Genomic DNA, 16,667 nt, shown 5'->3' on the forward strand with positions numbered 1-16,667 from the left:
ACCGCCTGGGGGATCGGCGCCTTCGTCCTGGTCAAGGTATCCCAGGCACTCAACGCCAAGTTCGACAGCTTCACCGTCTCCTTCGCTTCGGCCGGCGTGCTGCTGCTGGTCGGCGCCATGCTCAGCCTTTCCCTGCGTCAGCCCAAGGTTGCCGTGGCCAAGGAAGCCACTGCACCGGCGGCCTACGAGGAAGAGGACCTGGTGCTGCAGAAAGTCGACTGATTTCCTCGCCCTCCAACTGCCATGCTGTCCAGCCCCGCCACCCGGCGGGGCTGTTTTTTTCTTAAGCCAGACATGGTGAACCCGCTATAAATTGAAACCCTCCCAGCAAAGATCCAGGGAAAGGTTACGCAGCCCCTTTTCTCTGCTCAGGACCGTCACAGGGGGCCTGCTCAAAAAAGGATTTTCCTGTTGATTGGCATACCAAGATTTACTAATTGATCAGGCGTGACGCACGAAAAAGGCCGCATTCCCTTAAAGGGGTGCGGCCTTTCGGTTGCTGAAAAATTGGGGTCAGGGGACGAATTCGGCAGAGAAATGAGCCGGGGTAACAGTGTGACTGAACACTTCAAGAAAGGATACACCGGCCGGCTTCATCAGAATGATGGCCATAATGCCGATGACGAGCATGGCTGCCGTCCAGTTCAGCAGGGCCGTCAGCCAGGGCCAGTCGGCTTCAGGACGCTTTAACCGTTCGTTTTCCTCGGCTTCGCTGTCGCCAAGGTTCTTTGCCGCGGCTCGCATGATGCGGCCGGAACTCAGAAAGATGACGGCCGAAACCAGAAATTGGGGCATCACTTCGAGGGTAAGATTGCCGGTGCTCAACATGACGCCGTAAAAGGCCAGCGCTCCCAGCCCCAAAAGCGTCAACTGTTGGCCCATTTTGGCATTCATCGCGTTTGTTCTCCCCGGCCCAAGTCGTTGATAGTTAGAGTAAATTTATCCATCCAGGCAGCTGATGTCAAGGAGAAAGCTTGTTTTTGCTCTGCCTCACTTCATGCTCAAATCCGGGATGGCTCTGGTTTGGGATTCCGTCAATGCTTGGGCGGAAGCAGAGCGGCTTCTCCACCAGCCTTCCGGCAGGGGATGTCGACCCTGATAATTTGTCCGCGCCGTTCGATGAAATAATCCTCTCTCTTGATGGCAGGCTCATAGCGTTCACCGGCGCAGAGGATTTTGTAGCTGCTCCGATAAGCGAGCCCGGGAATGAAGGCCGGGACGGTATATTCGATGTCCTCGATCAGGCAAAAGACTTCCTGGTCGAGGTCATTCTCACCGGCGTCACGCCTGCCGTTGTCGTTTTTGTCGAAAAAGGAATCGATCAACAGAATTCCCCTCTGGGTTGCCAGGGGCGGCGCCGAGCCGAAGACAAGGTTGAGGATGTTTCCCTTGTTTTCGATGTCCCTCCGGGCGTTGAATTCGGTGTGGGCTTCGGCCGCCGAAACGCTTCGTGCTGATGCCGGCAGCAGTCCCAAAGTAAAAAGGGAGAGGAGAAGAAAGGTGTACGTAAAGGTTCGAGTCACTGAAAAGTCCCACGTTGAGGTTGTAGTGGCATTATAGGACACCCTGTCGGTCCGTTGCCAGTGAATCAAACCTCCTGCAGAAATCGTCTTTACCGGGTGCGCTGACGGCGTTGGGAGTGTTTTCAGCGGACTGTCGTGACCGCCACTATCGATTCATAAGCGATATCGAGCAGCGTCTGCAGCTCGCCCTCGGAAATGGTCAATGGGGGCATGAAATAGATGACATTTCCCAGCGGGCGGAGCAGGGCGCCCCGGGCGAGGGCCTGACGATAAACCTCCAGACCCCGTCGCTGCTGCCAGGGGTAGGCGCTTCTGGTCTCCCTCTCCTGAACCATCTCTATGGCCGCCACCATGCCGCAGTGGCGAAACTCTCCGACGTGCTGCAGGGATTCGAACCGCGAAGCCTGTTGCTGCAGAAGAGCCATTTTCGGTTTCAGCCCGGTGAGGACATTCTCTTCTTCAAAAATTTTCAACACCTCCACCGCCAGGGCACAGGCGAGCGGGTTGCCGGTATAGGAGTGGGAATGGAGAAATGCCTTTTGCGCAGCATAATCGTCGTAAAAAGCATCGTAAATAGCGTCGGTGGTCAGGGTCACGGAGAGCGGGAGGTAGCCGCCGGTGATCCCTTTTGAAAGGCAGAGAAGGTCAGGACTGACGCCGGCATGTTCGTTGGCGAACATGCACCCGGTGCGGCCGAAGCCGACGGCGATTTCGTCAGCGATGTAGTGGACGCAGCAGGTGTCGCAGAGTGCCCGCAGTTTCTTCAGGTAGACGGGGGGGTAAATGCGCATGCCGGCGGCCCCCTGGATCAGCGGCTCGACGATGACTGCCGCGATCTGCTCATGTGCCGCAGTCACCTGGCGTTCGAGATGTTCGAAGCATTCGGCCTTGCAATGGTCACGGTGCAGGCCGTAAGGGCAACGGAAACAGTCGGGACCCTGAACCTGGAACCCTTCGAGCAGGATTGGCCGATAGATTTCACGATAAAGGTCACAGCCGCCGACCGAAAGGGCGCCGAGAGTTTCCCCATGGTAGGCGTCGGTGATCGAGACGAAGCGGCTCTTTTGCGGTTTGCCCGACTGCTGCCAGAACTGGAAGCTCATCTTCAGGGCGACTTCCACCGCGGCCGAACCGTTGTCGGCAAAAAAAACCTTGGTCAGTCCCGGCGGGGCCAGACGGCAGAGGCGGCGCGCCAGTTCGACCGCGGGTTCATGGGTGAAACCGGCGAAAATATGATGGGCGATGCGCCCGGCCTGGTCGGTCAGCGCCCGGTTGAGACGCGAATGATTGTGGCCGAAGAGATTGACCCACCAGGAGGAGACGCCGTCGATATACCGGTTACCGTCCACGTCGACCAGATAAACACCTTCGCCGCGGGCGATCGGAATGGGCGGAAGGGTTTCATGGTCCTTCTGCTGCGTGCAGGGGTGCCAGACGTGGGCACGGTCAAGCCGTATAATTTCTGCTTTATCCATAGGTTATCTTCAAAACGTTAAGAACATTTCCAGGTTAGATGCCGAGCGCCGCATGCAGCCAGGGGAGGGTGGGAAGACCGGCGACAGCCTCGGCCAGGGCTTCGACTTTCTCCCGCTCGCTTCCTTCCACCCGGGGCAGTACCCCGAGCAGGTCGGCGGAGGCCAGCGAAGCCAGGCTGTGGGGTGCCAGGGCTTCGGCGGCATCGGGTTGCTGCGGCATGCCATTGATGATGAAACCGGCCAGGGGAATGCCCATGGTACGGGCAGCATGGACGGTGAGCAGGGTATGGTTGATGGTACCCAGGCCGGGTCGGCAAACCACCAGCAGGGGGAGGCCGAGTTGCAGAACCAGATCGGCAACCAGCAGCCCGCCGGCCAGGGGGACCATCAGGCCACCGGCGCCCTCGATAAACGTATAATCGTGCCTTTCGCTCAGCGACCTGGCCGTTTCGACGAGGTGCGCCAGATCGACGGTGATTGCTTCTTCTTTTGCCGCCAGAGCAGGCGCCAGCGGTGCCCGCAGACGATAAGGAGCGATCAGTTCAGGATCCTCCGAGCAGTCGGCGGCCCATTGCAGGAGGGCGGCGTCTGGTCCAGGTCGGCCGGGGTCGGTGACGCCGGTTTCGACCGGCTTCATTACCCCGACGTCCAGGCCGCCGCTTCGCAGGTGCCGGGCCAGGGCCGCGGCCACCAGGGTCTTGCCGACTCCGGTGTCGGTGCCGGTGACGAATATTCCGCGAGGCACATCAACAGGCACGGACTTCTACCTCGGCATCGCGGAACATCTGCAGGTCGGCTTCCCGGTCACGACCGGAGGTGGTCAGGTAGTTCCCTACCATGGTGCCGCTGGCGCCGGCCATGAAGATCCATGACTGGAAGTCGCGCAGATTCGGCTCCCGGCCACCGCAGACGCTGATGCGCCGCTCGGGCAGCAGGAAGCGGAAAAGGGCGATGATCCGCAGGCAATCCAGGGGCGTCAGATCTTTTTGACCCTCGAGGGGCGTGCCCGCAATCGGGTTGAGGAAATTGAGCGGGACCGAGTCGACCTCAAGTTCACGAAGGGTAAAGGCAAGTTCGACCCTCTGCGCCAGCGACTCGCCCAGACCGAAGATGCCGCCGCAGCAGACCTTCATCCCCGCAGCCTTGGCCAGGCGCACCGTTCGTACATCTTCTTCGTAGTCGTGGGTGGTGCAGATATTGGGGAAAAAAGAACGGGCGGTCTCCAGATTGTGGTGATAAGTGACGCATCCCGCCTCGCTCAGTGCCCGGGAAGTCTGCTCGTCGAGGAGACCCAGAGAAGCGGAGGGCTCGATGGCGGTGGTGGCACGGATCTCGCGAATGGCCGTGAGAATTCTTTCGAATTCTTCGCCTTCGCGCACGCGAGTGCCGCTGGTGACGATGCCGTAGCAATGCGACCCGTCCGCCTGTGCCTGGCGCGCTCCCTGAACGATTTCATCCCTGGTCTTGAGCGGATAGGTGGGCGCGGAAGTTCTGTGATGCGCGGACTGGGCACAAAACGCGCAATTCTCAGAACAGCGCCCCGACTTCGCGTTGATGATCGAGCAGAGCTCGATGCGGTTACCAAAAGCCCGCTCCCGTATCCGGTGAGCGCCCGCGAGGAGAAGAGTCAAATCCGCCCCACTGGCGCCGAGAATGGCCATCGCCTCCTCGAAACTGGGGCTGCCGCCGGCCAGAACCCGCCGGGTCAATTCACTCACCATCTGTTCCATATTTTCGAACACTCCCTCATGTCCAGCGATTTTACACTTCGGAGGGTCGATTATAGGGAATTGACCCCATTTGTCAACCCATAGTTAACTCCAGGTTAACAACTGGATGAATGTAAATACCATTTGTGGAGGGAAAATTCTCATATCTTATTGACAGCTATCTTCATTGATGCTAAAACACCATTTTATTTACACTTAAGGTGGGTGAACTATGGTTAAAAAGCTGATTGGCAAGAAGCTTAAGGCGACCCGGCTGAAAAACGACATGACTATACAGGAGTTGGCGGAGCGATCGAGAGTCTCCTCCAACATGATCTCCCGCATCGAGCGGGGATTGACGATCCCTTCGGTGGAAATCCTCATGAAACTCGCCGATTCCTTCGGCATGAGCATCAACTATTTCGTGGAGGAGGCGGAAAGGGGTTCAACGGTCATCCATACCCGCAAAGGACAGGGAGAGCCGATCTTTTTCTTCGAGGACAAACACCAGATTACCAGCCTGACCCAAGGCATTCGTGATCCGAATTTTGCCGTATTTTACGATACGCTCGAAGAAGGCTGCAGCAGCGGTGAAGGCGGAATGGTGCATACTGGCGAAGAGTTTGCGCTGGTTCTGCGCGGCCGCTTGGAGTTCGTTATTGAAGGCGCGCGTTATCTTCTCGAAGAGGGAGATTCTCTGACGTTCAAGGCTTCTCTGCCGCACCGCTGGACCAATCTGCACGACGGCCAGACGGTCGTCATGTGGGTCGTCTCCCCAGCTCCCAATGTGGCCCAGTGATTTTTTCCGCCGATCGATGATTTAAACGCAGACTCCAGGAAATTACAGGATTCGCAGGAGCAGTCAGATGAAGATCAAGAAAATCGTAGGTAAAAAGCTCAAGGCGATTCGACTCAAGAGCGATATGACCATCCAGGAACTGGCGGAGCGCTCGAAGGTCTCTTCCAATATGATATCCCGCATTGAACGCGGCTTGACCATCCCTTCGGTGGAAATACTCATGAAGCTGGCCGGGGTCTTCGACAAAAGCATCAACTATTTCGTGGAAGAGGTGAGTACCACCCATGAAATTGTCTTCAGTTCCCCTGGCAAGCGCGACAAAACCGTGTACGACGACGAGCGAAACATGCATACCGAGTCTTTTACTTCTGGCTTACGAGACCCCCAGTTCATGTCGTTTTTCTGTACGGTGCAAAAGGGCGGCACCAGTGGCATCCAGAACATGTACCATCCTGGTGACGAACTGATCTATGTTCTCGAGGGAACGATAAGGGTCGTTATTGCCGGAGAGACGCATATCCTAAACCGGGGCGACAGCCTCTCCTTCAAATCGCACCTGCCGCATCGATGGGACAACATCGGGCCGGACGATGCCAAAGTGATCTGGACCCTTTCCCCGTTCACCATCATCTGACCACTGCTTTTTTCCCCTGATCCTTTACCAGCCCGGCCGCGACTGCTTCGGCACCGACGGTCGGGCTTTTTACAGTATTAAGTCTATGGACAGCAACCCTGCGCAGAGGGTAAAGTTTGCCGTGAGAGCCGGTTTGGCTCGGGCATTCAATTTGGATTCTGCAGAAAGGATAGTTGAGATGGGTTTTTGGCATAAACTGTTCGGAGGTGGCAACTCTTTGGCGCAAATGCGCCTGGCTCTTGAACAAAAACGCTGGGCCGATGCACTGAATATCGGGGCCAGCCTTGAACAGGTCGAGGCCGCACCTGAAGAGAGAGCAGAGTTGGCCGAACTTCTTGTGGCCGCCGGTAACGGACTCGCCGAACTGAACCTGAGCGAAGGGCAAGCCTGTCTGCGCGCGGGGGACGCGGCAAGAGCCAGGGAGCATTTCACCCTGGCAGCCGAGCAGGTGCGCAGCCCCGACCTGAGGCAACGGGTGATGGCGATTCAGGCCGACATGGAAACGTCTCGGACTTCTGCCATACCTTTGTCCGCGACCGCCACAGCCGACTGCCACACGGGTTGCGCATCCCCCTGCAGTACTGAGGGGGGCGGAAGGGTCGAAATTTCTGCCGACATGGAACTTGACACCCAGACCAGAGTCGAACTGATCGTGGCGTCTTACCCGGAGGGATGGGCTGAGCGCTATCTGCAAATGTGCGACTCATTCCGTGAGGCTTTTCTTCTGGCCCATGAGGGACAGGCGGAGGAAGCCTTTAGCGCTTTCAAGGCGGTGGCTGAGGAGGAGAGAGATGATCTTTTCTATTTCGAACGTGGCGCTCTTCGTGCGCGCGTTGGAGAAACGCCTCTGGCCTCTGCCGATCTGGAAAGGGCCCTTGAACTCAACCCCGACCATTTCCTCGCCTTTGAAACACTAGTGCACCTTGAATTGTCCGCAGGCAACGACGATTCCGCAGAAAAACGTCTGAACAGGATGCTTTCGAGGAATTTCGCCCCCGCCTTTTGTCACGGCAATCTGGCGGTCGTTTTTGCCCGGAGGGGAGAGAAGAAAGCTGCGCTGGATCATGGTCTGCTGGCGATTGCCGAGGGTGAAAGGAGCATGGAGACACTGCTGATTACCGCCTCTTTGCTGGAGCAGAACGGGCAAGCGAGCGAGGCCGAAAGGGTGCTGATGTGTCTGCCCGGCGGCGGCTGTTCGGGCGGCCCGAGTCTCCCGCTCGCCGAGTTCTGGCTGCGTCATGGGAAAAACCTCGACAAAGCCCTGGAGTCTTTCAAGGGAGCGCTTCGTTCTGAACCCGATAACCCCCGCTGGCTGCTACGCGTCGCCCAGGTATACCTTGCACGCGGATGGGAGAAGGAAGGAATCAATCTTCTGGAAAAGGCCCTGAGTGCTGCCACGCTCGAACCACGGCTGCACGCCGAGGGAAAAGCTCTATTGGATGCCGCCAGGAAACAGCGAACCCCTTGAAAGTACCAGAAAAATTCTCTTCCCTCTATTGACAGGTTGTGGCTCGCCAGTATAGTAATAAAAACAAACTCTAAGAGAACAGTATCTGACGCAGGAACTGGGTTCGCCGCTGCAGACTCCCCGGAGGCGCTATGAACAAGTCGGAACTGGTGGAAGCCTTGGCCAACGAGAAAGGCCTGACCTACAAGAAGGCGGAAGAGATCGTCAATATCGTCTTTGACTCAATGGCCGGAGAACTGGCCGATAGCGGACGCATCGAAATCAGGGGTTTTGGCAGCTTTGTGGTAAAGGACTACAAGGCCTATATGGGACGCAATCCCAAGACGGGAGAGATGATCAAGGTGAAGCCCAAAAAACTCCCTTTTTTCAAGGTGGGCAAGGAACTGCGCGAACGGGTCAATAAATAGTCTCAAACCACGATGACCAATCTGGCACCTCTCAGACAGAGCACTCTTTTCAAGGACATGTCCGATGCCGAAATCGAGGCACTGGGTGGCTTTTTCAACGCGAAGGTCATGCCGGAGGGCATGACTGTTTTCGTTGAGAACATGCCCGGAGAATCTCTCTTTCTCATCAAGCAGGGAGTAGTCAAGATTTCGAGAATGCTTGCCGAGGGCGATGAGAAGACTCTGGTCATTCTGGGGGCGGAAGATGTCTTCGGAGAAATGGCGATTCTCGATGCCGCCCCTCGCTCGGCCACCGCACGCGTCGCGGAGGAGGCTTGTCTGCTCAGCATCCGGCGGGCGGATTACGAAGTCCTCTGCGAGCAGAATCCGCGCCTTGCCCTCAAGTTGACGCGCAATATTGTTCGCGTGTTCAGCAGGCGAATCCGGGAAAACGACGATGAATACAGAGAACTGTTGTTCTGGTCCATGGGGAAACCGGCCTGACCCCCTGTCCTGGCGACGTGCTGCGCGGTGATTTTGTGTTAAGTGATTTGCTTCCCTGTCGTGCCCTGCTTTCTCGGCAGGGGTTATTGACCACGCCCTGCTTCTGAGCACATTCCCCCCCTTTTCCATTGAAAAAAAAAGACCCATCGGCTATAGTCCCCGCGATTCCCGTCGAGCGTTAATCTTGGCAGGATAACAACCACGGTTCACTCGTGGTAAAGGGGAGTTCTTCATGGCAGTCTTTTTTTCTCAGACATTGATTTTCGGCGTATTAGGTGGCCTGGGCCTGTTCCTTTTCGGCATGAAGATCATGTCCGAGGGACTACAGAAGATTGCTGGCGACCGGATGCGCAAGATCCTGTCCGCCCTCACCAGTAACCGCATCATCGGCACCCTGGTCGGCATTGCCGTCACTGCCATCATTCAGTCTTCCAGCGCCACGACCGTCATGGTGGTCGGTTTTGTCAATGCCGGCTTGATGTCCCTGGTTCAGGCCATAGGTGTTGTCCTTGGCGCCAATATCGGCACCACCGTGACCGCCCAGCTCATCGCTTTCAAGGTTACCAAGTTTGCGCTTCCGGCCATCGGCATCGGAGCCGGCCTGAAACTCTTTTCTCCAAGCAAGCGGTGGATCTATATCGGCGAAATTCTTCTCGGCTTCGGTCTCCTTTTTTACGGCCTTAACTTGATGGAGGGTGCGTTCGTCCCGCTCAGAAAGAGTCAGGAGTTCAAGGATTTCTTTCTGCTGATGGGTGACAATCACCTGCTCGGCGTATTGATCGGCACGGTATTGACCATGATCGTCCAGAGCAGCAGTGCCACCATAGGCATCACGCTCGCCCTTGCCTCAACCGGCCTGTTGACCTTTGAGGCAAGCGTGGCCTTGATTCTTGGGGAAAACATCGGAACGACCATCACAGCCAATCTGGCCGCTGTCGGCACCAATCTTGCCGCAAAGCGCACCGCACTGGCGCATTTCCTGTTCAACCTGATCGGCGTGGCTTACATGCTGATCCTGTTTCCCGTCTTTATCAATATTGTTACCGCCATGACCCCTGGCGACCCCGATTTTGTAGTCCAGACCCAGCAGCAGGCAGCCAGCTTGTCTGCCGCTATTGGCGATAAACCCTATATCGCTCGCCACATTGCCAACACTCATACGCTGTTCAACATCATCAACACTATTATTTTTCTTCCACTGGTGGGTATTCTAGCCAAACTGACAACTCTCCTCATCCGAGGTAAAGAGGAAGAGATGGAGTTCCATCTCAAATACATCGACAACCGCGTTCTCAACACCCCACCCATCGCCCTTGGGCAGGCGCGGGCCGAAACCAAGCGCATGGCTCAGCTATCGCTGGAGATGATCGACGAAACCGTCCTCTTCCTGCTGGACGGCGATGAAAAACGGATCAAGCCGCTGGAGAAGAAGGAAGAGATGGTCGATCTGCTGCAGAAGGAGATCACCGACTTCCTTGTAGCACTTTCCCAGAAGTCCATCACCCCTGAAACATCCAAGGACATCGCTTCGATGATGCATATGGTCAACGACCTGGAACGGGTGGGTGATCATTGTCAAAATCTTTGGCAGCTCGGTTTGCGAAAAAAGCAACAAAAGGTTGCATTCTCCGAAACCGCGCTGGTCGAGATCAAGGAATTGGCTGAAAAGACCCGCGATTTCCTGGCCTTCGTCATCTCCGCCCTGGAGCGCCGTGATGCCACGATCGCCCAGAAGGCGGATTATATGGAAGAGGCGATCGACCAGATGGAGGCGATGTTGCGCAACAATCACATCACTCGCCTCAACACCGGTGAGTGCGCTGTGCTGCCGGGGCTGATCTTCATCGACATGCTGCACAACTTTGAAAAGATTGGCGACCACACCCACAATGTTTCCAAGGCCATCGTCGGGGCAAAATAGGTGAACGCCGCCGTCGACCTCGGCACCAATACAGTCCGCCTGTTGCTGGCCAAGATTGGCTGCGGGAAAATCGTTCCTGTTCGTTTCTACCGTAAAATCACCCGCCTCGGAGGCGGGTTTGACGCCGACAAGGGTCTGGCTCCGGAAGCTGAGGAGCGGACCCTTTTGTCGTTGCGGGAAGTGAGCACCATCCTTCGGGGCGAGAGGATATCCCCGGGGGTCCGCTTCGTAGGCATTGCAGCATTGCGGGATACCGCAAAGACGGCCTGACGGTGAGCGATTTTAGGCGACTGGAAGGAGTCTCGCAGGTGTAGGCCGAAGCGCCGCCATGACCGGGCGAAGCGGTTGACAATTTTGAGCCTTTTCAGTATATTCAGAGGTCATTTTTTCCACAAATTCCTCACTTTCCTTCCCCAATTCCGGGAGAGAGTGCTCGCTAACTCTTGAAGGAGCCCCATGAAAAAAACCATACTCTCCGGCAACGAAGCCATTGCTCGCGGCGCTTTTGAGGCGGGCGTCAAGGTCGCCTCAGCCTATCCGGGAACCCCCAGTACGGAAATCCTCGAAAACGTCGCCAATTATCCCGGCATAGATGCCGCCTGGGCTCCAAACGAGAAAGTAGCCCTGGAAGTCGGTATCGGCGCCTGTTTTGGCGGCGCTAGGGCACTGGTGACCATGAAACATGTCGGCCTCAATGTTGCTGCCGACCCCCTTTTCACCCTCTCTTATATCGGCGTCCGGGGAGGTCTGGTCCTGGTGGTCGCCGACGACCCTGAAATGCACTCCTCACAAGATGAGCAGGACAGCCGCAATTACGCCAAATTTGCCAAGGTCCCGATGCTCGAGCCGGGCGACAGCGAAGAAGCCCGCGCCTTCACCCGCCTTGCTTACGAGATCAGCGAGAAATTCGACACGCCCGTCCTGGTGCGCACCACCACCCGTATTTCGCACGGCAAATCCATCGTCTTTCCCGCCGAACCGGTGCAAGGACTTCCCGAGCCGAATCTGGTTCGTGATCCGGCCAAGTTCGTCATGTTGCCGGCCAACGCCCGCCGGCGTCATCCGTTGGTGGAAAAGAGGATGCTCGATCTGGCCCAGTGGTCCTGCGAACAGCCGTTCAACCGCATCGAGGAAGGGAAGGGCGAGGTAGGCGTCATCACCGCCGGCATTTCCTATCAGTACGCCAAGGAGATCCTTCCCGACGCGCACATCCTCAAGCTCGGAATGGTGCATCCGCTGCCCAAAGACCTGATTCGCAGCTTCGCGGCGCGCTGCTCGACGCTCTATGTCATCGAGGAGCTTGATCCTTTTCTGGAAGAGCAGATTCAGGCCATGGGCATACGGGTCATTGGCAAGGAACTTTTCCCCATCTGCGGCGAACTGACCCCAGGAAGGGTGCAGGCTTCCCTTGAAGGGCGGGAAACAGTACTTTCCCAAAGCACCGAGGCGTCGCTTCCCAACCGTCCGCCCAACATGTGCCCGGGCTGTTCGCACCGGGGTGTTTTTTACGAACTCAAGCGTCTCGGTGCCTTTGTAACCGGCGATATCGGCTGCTACACGTTGGCTGCCCTGCCGCCATTGTCGGCCATGGACTCCTGCGTCTGCATGGGAGCCGGCATCAGCAACGCCACCGGCCTGAGCAAGGTGCTGCCGCCCGAGCAGAGGCAGAAGGTTGTCGGCGTCATGGGCGATTCCACCTTTCTGCATACCGGCATCAACAGCCTGATGGACATGGTGTACGCTCAGGCGCAGGCTACCGTAGTAATCCTCGATAACCGAACCACCGGCATGACTGGACGTCAGGACAATCCTGGAACCGGCCACAGCCTGACAGGAGCCGCAGCGCCGGCTGTCGATATCGAGACGATCTGTCGCGCACTTGGGGTTCGTGACATTCAGGTAATTGACCCCTACGATCTGGAACTCACCCGGCAGACGCTCAAGGACGCAATGGCAAGGCCGGAACCATCTGTCGTGATTGCCCGCCGTACCTGCATGCTGGAGCGACGCGGTGCCGCCGAACGCAAACTCCCCCTGTTTGTCGATGCCGACAAGTGTGTTTCCTGCAAGGCTTGTCTCAAGCTCGGCTGTCCTGCCATCGAGTGGAATGCCGAGGCCGGCGACAAGGGGAAGGCGGTTGTCAACCAGTTGCTCTGCGTCGGTTGTGGCGTCTGCCAGCAACTCTGCAAATTTGATGCGCTTGGAGTCCACAATGAAAAATAAGGTGACCAATATTCTGCTGGCTGGAGTTGGTGGGCAGGGAACGCTGCTGGCGAGCGAAGTTCTTTCCGAAGCGCTGATGCTTGGCGGATATGACGTGAAAAAGAGTGAGATTCACGGGATGTCCCAGCGTGGCGGCAGCGTCACCTCGCACGTCCGCTTCGGCAGCAAGGTTTACTCACCCCTCATTCCGGAAGGCGAGGCCGATTTTCTCTTCGGCTTCGAGTTGCTGGAAACCATGCGCTGCCTGCCGATGCTGCGCACAGGCGGCACGGTGGTGGTCAACGACCTGAAGATCATGCCGGCTCCCGTGGCCATGGGACAGGAAGTCTATCCGGCCGACATCCCGGCGAAGATTGCCAGCAGCTTCCCCGATACGGTTCTCGTCAACGGCATGGATCTGGCCATGCAGGCTGGCAACGTACGGACGGTCAACATCGCCCTGCTGGGGGCACTGTCCCGACGACTCGACCTGGCCGAGCAGCACTGGCACCAAGCCCTGACCGGGCAAGTTCCCGAGCGTTTTCTGGCGGAGAACCTCAAGGCTTTCGAACTGGGCCGTGCCGTCTGAGCCGGTGCCGCATCCCCTGGTGAAGTGAGAGTGACCATGTTCTGGAACGAAGAATTCGAAACCCTGCCGCGCGCAGCGATCGAGTCGCTGCAGCTCAAAAGGCTGCAGCATGTCGTACAAAAAGCCTGTGCCACCGTCCCTTTCTACCGGGAAAGCTTTGCCCGCGCCAAGGTGACGCCGGAGATGATCAGGAGTCTCGACGACCTGCGCCGGATCCCCTTCACTCTCAAGCAGGACATGCGGGACAACTATCCCTACGGCCTCTTCGCCGTCCCCCTTGAAGAGATTGTACGTATTCACGCCTCATCCGGAACCACCGGCAAGCCGACTGTCGTCGGTTATACCCAGAGAGACATCGAGATGTGGGCTGAACTGATGGCCCGCTCCTTCGTTGCCGCCGGAGCGCACCGTGGGGACATCATCCACAATGCCTACGGCTACGGCCTGTTCACCGGGGGCCTTGGCGCCCATTACGGAGCGGAGAAACTGGGTGCCTCGGTGATCCCGATGTCGGGAGGCAATACCAAAAAACAGATTATGATCATGCAGGACTTCGGCTCCACAATCCTCACCTGTACCCCCTCCTACAGTCTCTACCTTGCCGAAGCAGCCGCGGAAGAGGGGATCGACATGAGTGAACTCAAGCTTCGCATCGGTATCTTCGGGGCCGAACCATGGACCGAGGAAATCCGCGCGGAAATTGAATCGAAACTCAACATCAAGGCGATTGACATCTACGGCCTCTCGGAAATTCTCGGCCCCGGGGTTGCTATCGAGTGCGTTGAGGCGCAAAAGGGCCTGCACATATGGGAAGACCATTTCATCCCCGAAATCATCGACCCTGCCACCGGCGAGGTCTTGCCTCCAGGCGAGCAGGGCGAGTTGGTCATCACCACCATCACCAAGGAGGGGATCCCGATGATCCGCTACCGGACCCGGGATATTACCCGCCTCATCTCTGAGCCGTGCATCTGCGGTCGCACCCATGTTCGGCTGGCGCGCATGAGCGGTCGCAGCGATGACATGCTGATCATCCGTGGGGTCAATGTCTTCCCCTCGCAAATCGAAAGCGTGCTGATGACTGTCGAGGGGGTCGAGCCGCACTACCAGCTCATTGTCGACCGTGAGGAAAACCTCGACACCCTCGAGGTTCAGGTGGAAGTCAACGAAAAGACCTTTTCCGACGAGATCAAGGTGCTGCAGGACCTCTCTAGTCGTATCCGCAAGGAGATCAAGGATATCCTCGGTATCACCTGCAAGGTCCGGCTGGTCGAACCGAAGAGCATTACCCGCAGCGAGGGCAAGGCGAAACGGGTTATCGACAAGCGGACCATGTAGGGGCGGGTTGCAAACCCGCCCTGCACGAACGTTCAGTTCGCAAAAGAAAGGGTGTGTCCCATGAAAGTTGAGCAGATTTCTATCTTCATCGAGAACAAATCGGGCCGTCTGGCCGAGGTCACTCACGTCCTCGGCACTGCGGGGGTCAACATTCGCGCCCTGTCACTGGCCGACACCTCCGATTTCGGCATCCTGCGTCTGATCGTCGACAAGACCGATCAGGCCAAGTCGGCCCTCAAGGCGGGCGGCTTCACCGTCAGCAAGACCGAAGTGGTGGCGGTCGAAGTGCCCGACCGGCCCCTTGGTCTTTATGGCATTCTCGAGGTTCTCGACCGCGGCAAGGTCAACGTCGAATACATGTACGCCTTTGTCGAGCGCTGCGGCGGCAATGCCGTCATCATCTTCCGCTTCGACAATCCCGAGGAAGCCATCAGAGTCCTGACTGCCAATGGCGTAGGCGTACTCGCGGGTGAACGCGTCTACAGCATGTAGCCAGGCAAGCGTTCAAAAAAGAAGCATAATTCGAAGACTTAAATGGAAAAAGCGATAAGTACGATGAGGTTTTACGAGGAGCAGATGCGCATCTGGGACCCGCTCAACGAATGCATGGGAAGGGAGGAGCTGGCCATGCTGCAGTTCACCCGCCTGCGCGATACCCTGAACCGGGCTTACCGAAATGTCCCATGCTATCAAAACAAGTTTCGCTCCCTCGGTCTGGTTCCAGAGGACATCAAAGGTCTCTCCGACCTGCCGCTGATCCCTTTCACCACCAAGGAAGATCTTCGTCTCAACTATCCCTACGGCATGTTCGCAGTTCCTCTGCGGGAGGTGGTGCGCATCCATTCCTCCTCAGGCACCACCGGCAAACCGACCGTGGTTGGCTACACCCGCCACGATCTTAACACCTGGTCGGAACTGGTTGCTCGCTTCATGACCGCTGCCGGCGTCACTGAGGACGATATCGTTCACATCGCCTTCGGCTACGGACTCTTTACCGGCGCTTTTGGCCTGCATTACGGGGCGGAGCGAATCGGCGCTTCGGTCATCCCCATGTCGAGCGGCAACACTGACAAGCAGCTTATGATCATGCAGGATTACCGTTCCACCGCCGTGGTCTGCACTCCGTCCTACGCCATGACCATGGCCGACCGTATGGAAAAGCTCGGCATCGATCCAGCCTCACTGGCGCTGAAAGTGGGGCTCTTCGGCGCCGAACCCTGGAGCGAGGAGATGCGTCGGGAGATTGAGCAGCGACTGGGGATCATTGCCACCGACAACTACGGCCTCTCCGAGGTCATGGGACCAGGAATCGCCGGCGAATGCCTGCATCGCTGCGGAATGCATATTTTCGAAGACCATTTCATCGCCGAAATCATCGATCCTGAAACAGGTGAGGTGCTCCCGTCGGGTGCAACCGGCGAATTGGTGCTAACCAGCATTACCAAAGAGGCGTTTCCGATGCTGCGCTACCGCACCCGGGATATCACTCGCCTCGATTACACACCCTGCGCCTGCGGCCGTACTCACGTGCGCATGAAGAAGACCATGGGCCGCTCCGACGACATGCTGATCATCAAGGGAGTCAACGTCTTCCCGACCCAGATCGAAGAGGTGCTCTTCCAGGTCGAAGGGTGCGAGCCGCATTATCAGCTGGTGATCGAACGGGAAGGGACCATGGACACCCTGGAAGTCCAGGTGGAGGTCAACGAGGCGATTTTCTTCGACGAAATGAAGAAGCAGCGGGCTTTCGTCGACCTGCTGGAGAAGCGTCTCTTTTCAGCCCTGGGAGTCGGGGCAAGGGTCAAGCTGGTTGAGCCTTCCTCCATGCCGCGCCATGAAGGCAAGGCCAAACGTGTCATCGACCGCCGCCATCTTTGAGTTTCTCGTTCGGCTAACATATCGAAGTAATTTGATTTTTTATCAGCAAGAGAGACAAAAATCATCGACATTTTCCCTTGACATTCAGGGTCAAATAAACCATAATCCCGACTCGTTGATTGACGGGGTGTAGCGCAGCCTGGTAGCGCACCAGCATGGGGTGCTGGGGGTCGGAGGTTCGAATCCTCTCACCCCGACCAACGAGAAAAAGAGCCGTGACGCAAGTCGCGGCTCTTTTTTT

Annotated in this window: 18 protein-coding genes and 1 tRNA gene; 14 read left to right on the plus strand and 5 right to left on the minus strand. The window is 57.3% G+C overall.

What is annotated here, in order from left to right:
- On the plus strand, positions 1 to 222 hold a 222-nt coding region (locus VD811_15720), incomplete at its 5' end, for an MFS transporter (GenBank protein ID HXV22432.1).
- 291 nt (positions 223 to 513) lie between these two features.
- On the opposite strand, the gene VD811_15725 is transcribed toward VD811_15720, so the two are convergent.
- The 5 genes from VD811_15725 to bioB all read right to left on the minus strand — a co-directional run bounded on the left by VD811_15725 (position 514) and on the right by bioB (position 4,728).
- Positions 514 to 894, minus strand: a complete 381-nt coding sequence (locus tag VD811_15725; protein HXV22433.1) for a hypothetical protein — start codon at positions 892 to 894, stop codon at positions 514 to 516.
- A 140-nt stretch (positions 895 to 1,034) separates the two neighbouring features.
- On the minus strand, positions 1,035 to 1,523 hold the full coding sequence (locus VD811_15730) for a hypothetical protein (protein ID HXV22434.1): 489 nt from the start codon (positions 1,521 to 1,523) through the stop codon (positions 1,035 to 1,037).
- Positions 1,524 to 1,645: 122 nt separating this feature from the next.
- A complete protein-coding gene (gene bioA, locus VD811_15735; GenBank protein HXV22435.1) occupies positions 1,646 to 2,998 on the minus strand; it encodes an adenosylmethionine--8-amino-7-oxononanoate transaminase in 1,353 nt (450 codons plus the stop codon).
- A gap of 34 nt (positions 2,999 to 3,032) precedes the next feature.
- Positions 3,033 to 3,743: a dethiobiotin synthase gene (bioD, locus tag VD811_15740; protein HXV22436.1), complete on the minus strand. Its 711-nt coding sequence runs from the start codon at positions 3,741 to 3,743 to the stop codon at positions 3,033 to 3,035.
- 1 nt (position 3,744) lies between these two features.
- Positions 3,745 to 4,728, minus strand: coding sequence for a biotin synthase BioB (gene bioB / locus VD811_15745; protein ID HXV22437.1), 984 nt, complete (start codon positions 4,726 to 4,728; stop codon positions 3,745 to 3,747).
- A 211-nt stretch (positions 4,729 to 4,939) separates the two neighbouring features.
- Here bioB and VD811_15750 point away from each other — a divergent pair, with 211 nt between their 5' ends.
- The 13 genes from VD811_15750 (at position 4,940) to VD811_15810 (ending at position 16,626) form a co-directional block, all read left to right on the plus strand.
- Positions 4,940 to 5,506 (plus strand): helix-turn-helix domain-containing protein, encoded by a 567-nt coding sequence (locus VD811_15750; GenBank protein HXV22438.1) that lies wholly within the window; start codon positions 4,940 to 4,942, stop codon positions 5,504 to 5,506.
- Positions 5,507 to 5,573: 67 nt separating this feature from the next.
- Positions 5,574 to 6,140 carry an XRE family transcriptional regulator gene (locus tag VD811_15755; GenBank protein ID HXV22439.1) on the plus strand — a complete coding sequence of 189 codons (567 nt, stop codon included), beginning with the start codon at positions 5,574 to 5,576 and terminating at the stop codon, positions 6,138 to 6,140.
- Positions 6,141 to 6,318: 178 nt separating this feature from the next.
- Positions 6,319 to 7,608 (plus strand): tetratricopeptide repeat protein, encoded by a 1,290-nt coding sequence (locus VD811_15760; protein HXV22440.1) that lies wholly within the window; start codon positions 6,319 to 6,321, stop codon positions 7,606 to 7,608.
- A gap of 131 nt (positions 7,609 to 7,739) precedes the next feature.
- Positions 7,740 to 8,015, plus strand: coding sequence for an HU family DNA-binding protein (locus VD811_15765; protein ID HXV22441.1), 276 nt, complete (start codon positions 7,740 to 7,742; stop codon positions 8,013 to 8,015).
- 120 nt (positions 8,016 to 8,135) lie between these two features.
- Positions 8,136 to 8,498, plus strand: coding sequence for a cyclic nucleotide-binding domain-containing protein (locus VD811_15770; protein ID HXV22442.1), 363 nt, complete (start codon positions 8,136 to 8,138; stop codon positions 8,496 to 8,498).
- Positions 8,499 to 8,730: 232 nt separating this feature from the next.
- Complete coding sequence (locus VD811_15775) at positions 8,731 to 10,419, plus strand: Na/Pi cotransporter family protein (protein ID HXV22443.1); 1,689 nt, start codon at positions 8,731 to 8,733, stop codon at positions 10,417 to 10,419.
- Entirely contained in the window at positions 10,420 to 10,689 is a 270-nt protein-coding gene (locus VD811_15780; protein HXV22444.1) for a hypothetical protein, read from the plus strand. It abuts the gene before it with no gap.
- 186 nt (positions 10,690 to 10,875) lie between these two features.
- Positions 10,876 to 12,642: an indolepyruvate ferredoxin oxidoreductase subunit alpha gene (gene iorA / locus VD811_15785; GenBank protein HXV22445.1), complete on the plus strand. Its 1,767-nt coding sequence runs from the start codon at positions 10,876 to 10,878 to the stop codon at positions 12,640 to 12,642.
- Positions 12,632 to 13,210, plus strand: coding sequence for an indolepyruvate oxidoreductase subunit beta (locus tag VD811_15790; GenBank protein ID HXV22446.1), 579 nt, complete (start codon positions 12,632 to 12,634; stop codon positions 13,208 to 13,210). The genes iorA and VD811_15790 overlap by 11 nt, the downstream gene beginning before the upstream one ends.
- A gap of 36 nt (positions 13,211 to 13,246) precedes the next feature.
- On the plus strand, positions 13,247 to 14,548 hold the full coding sequence (locus VD811_15795; GenBank protein HXV22447.1) for a phenylacetate--CoA ligase: 1,302 nt from the start codon (positions 13,247 to 13,249) through the stop codon (positions 14,546 to 14,548).
- Between the two features lie 60 nt (positions 14,549 to 14,608).
- Positions 14,609 to 15,040 carry an ACT domain-containing protein gene (locus VD811_15800; GenBank protein HXV22448.1) on the plus strand — a complete coding sequence of 144 codons (432 nt, stop codon included), beginning with the start codon at positions 14,609 to 14,611 and terminating at the stop codon, positions 15,038 to 15,040.
- A gap of 42 nt (positions 15,041 to 15,082) precedes the next feature.
- Entirely contained in the window at positions 15,083 to 16,426 is a 1,344-nt protein-coding gene (locus tag VD811_15805) for a phenylacetate--CoA ligase (protein ID HXV22449.1), read from the plus strand.
- A 123-nt stretch (positions 16,427 to 16,549) separates the two neighbouring features.
- A tRNA-Pro gene (locus tag VD811_15810) sits at positions 16,550 to 16,626 on the plus strand.
- Positions 16,627 to 16,667 lie beyond the last annotated feature (41 nt).

The organism is Desulfuromonadales bacterium, assembly GCA_035620395.1.
GTDB lineage: Bacteria > Desulfobacterota > Desulfuromonadia > Desulfuromonadales > DASPGW01 > DASPGW01.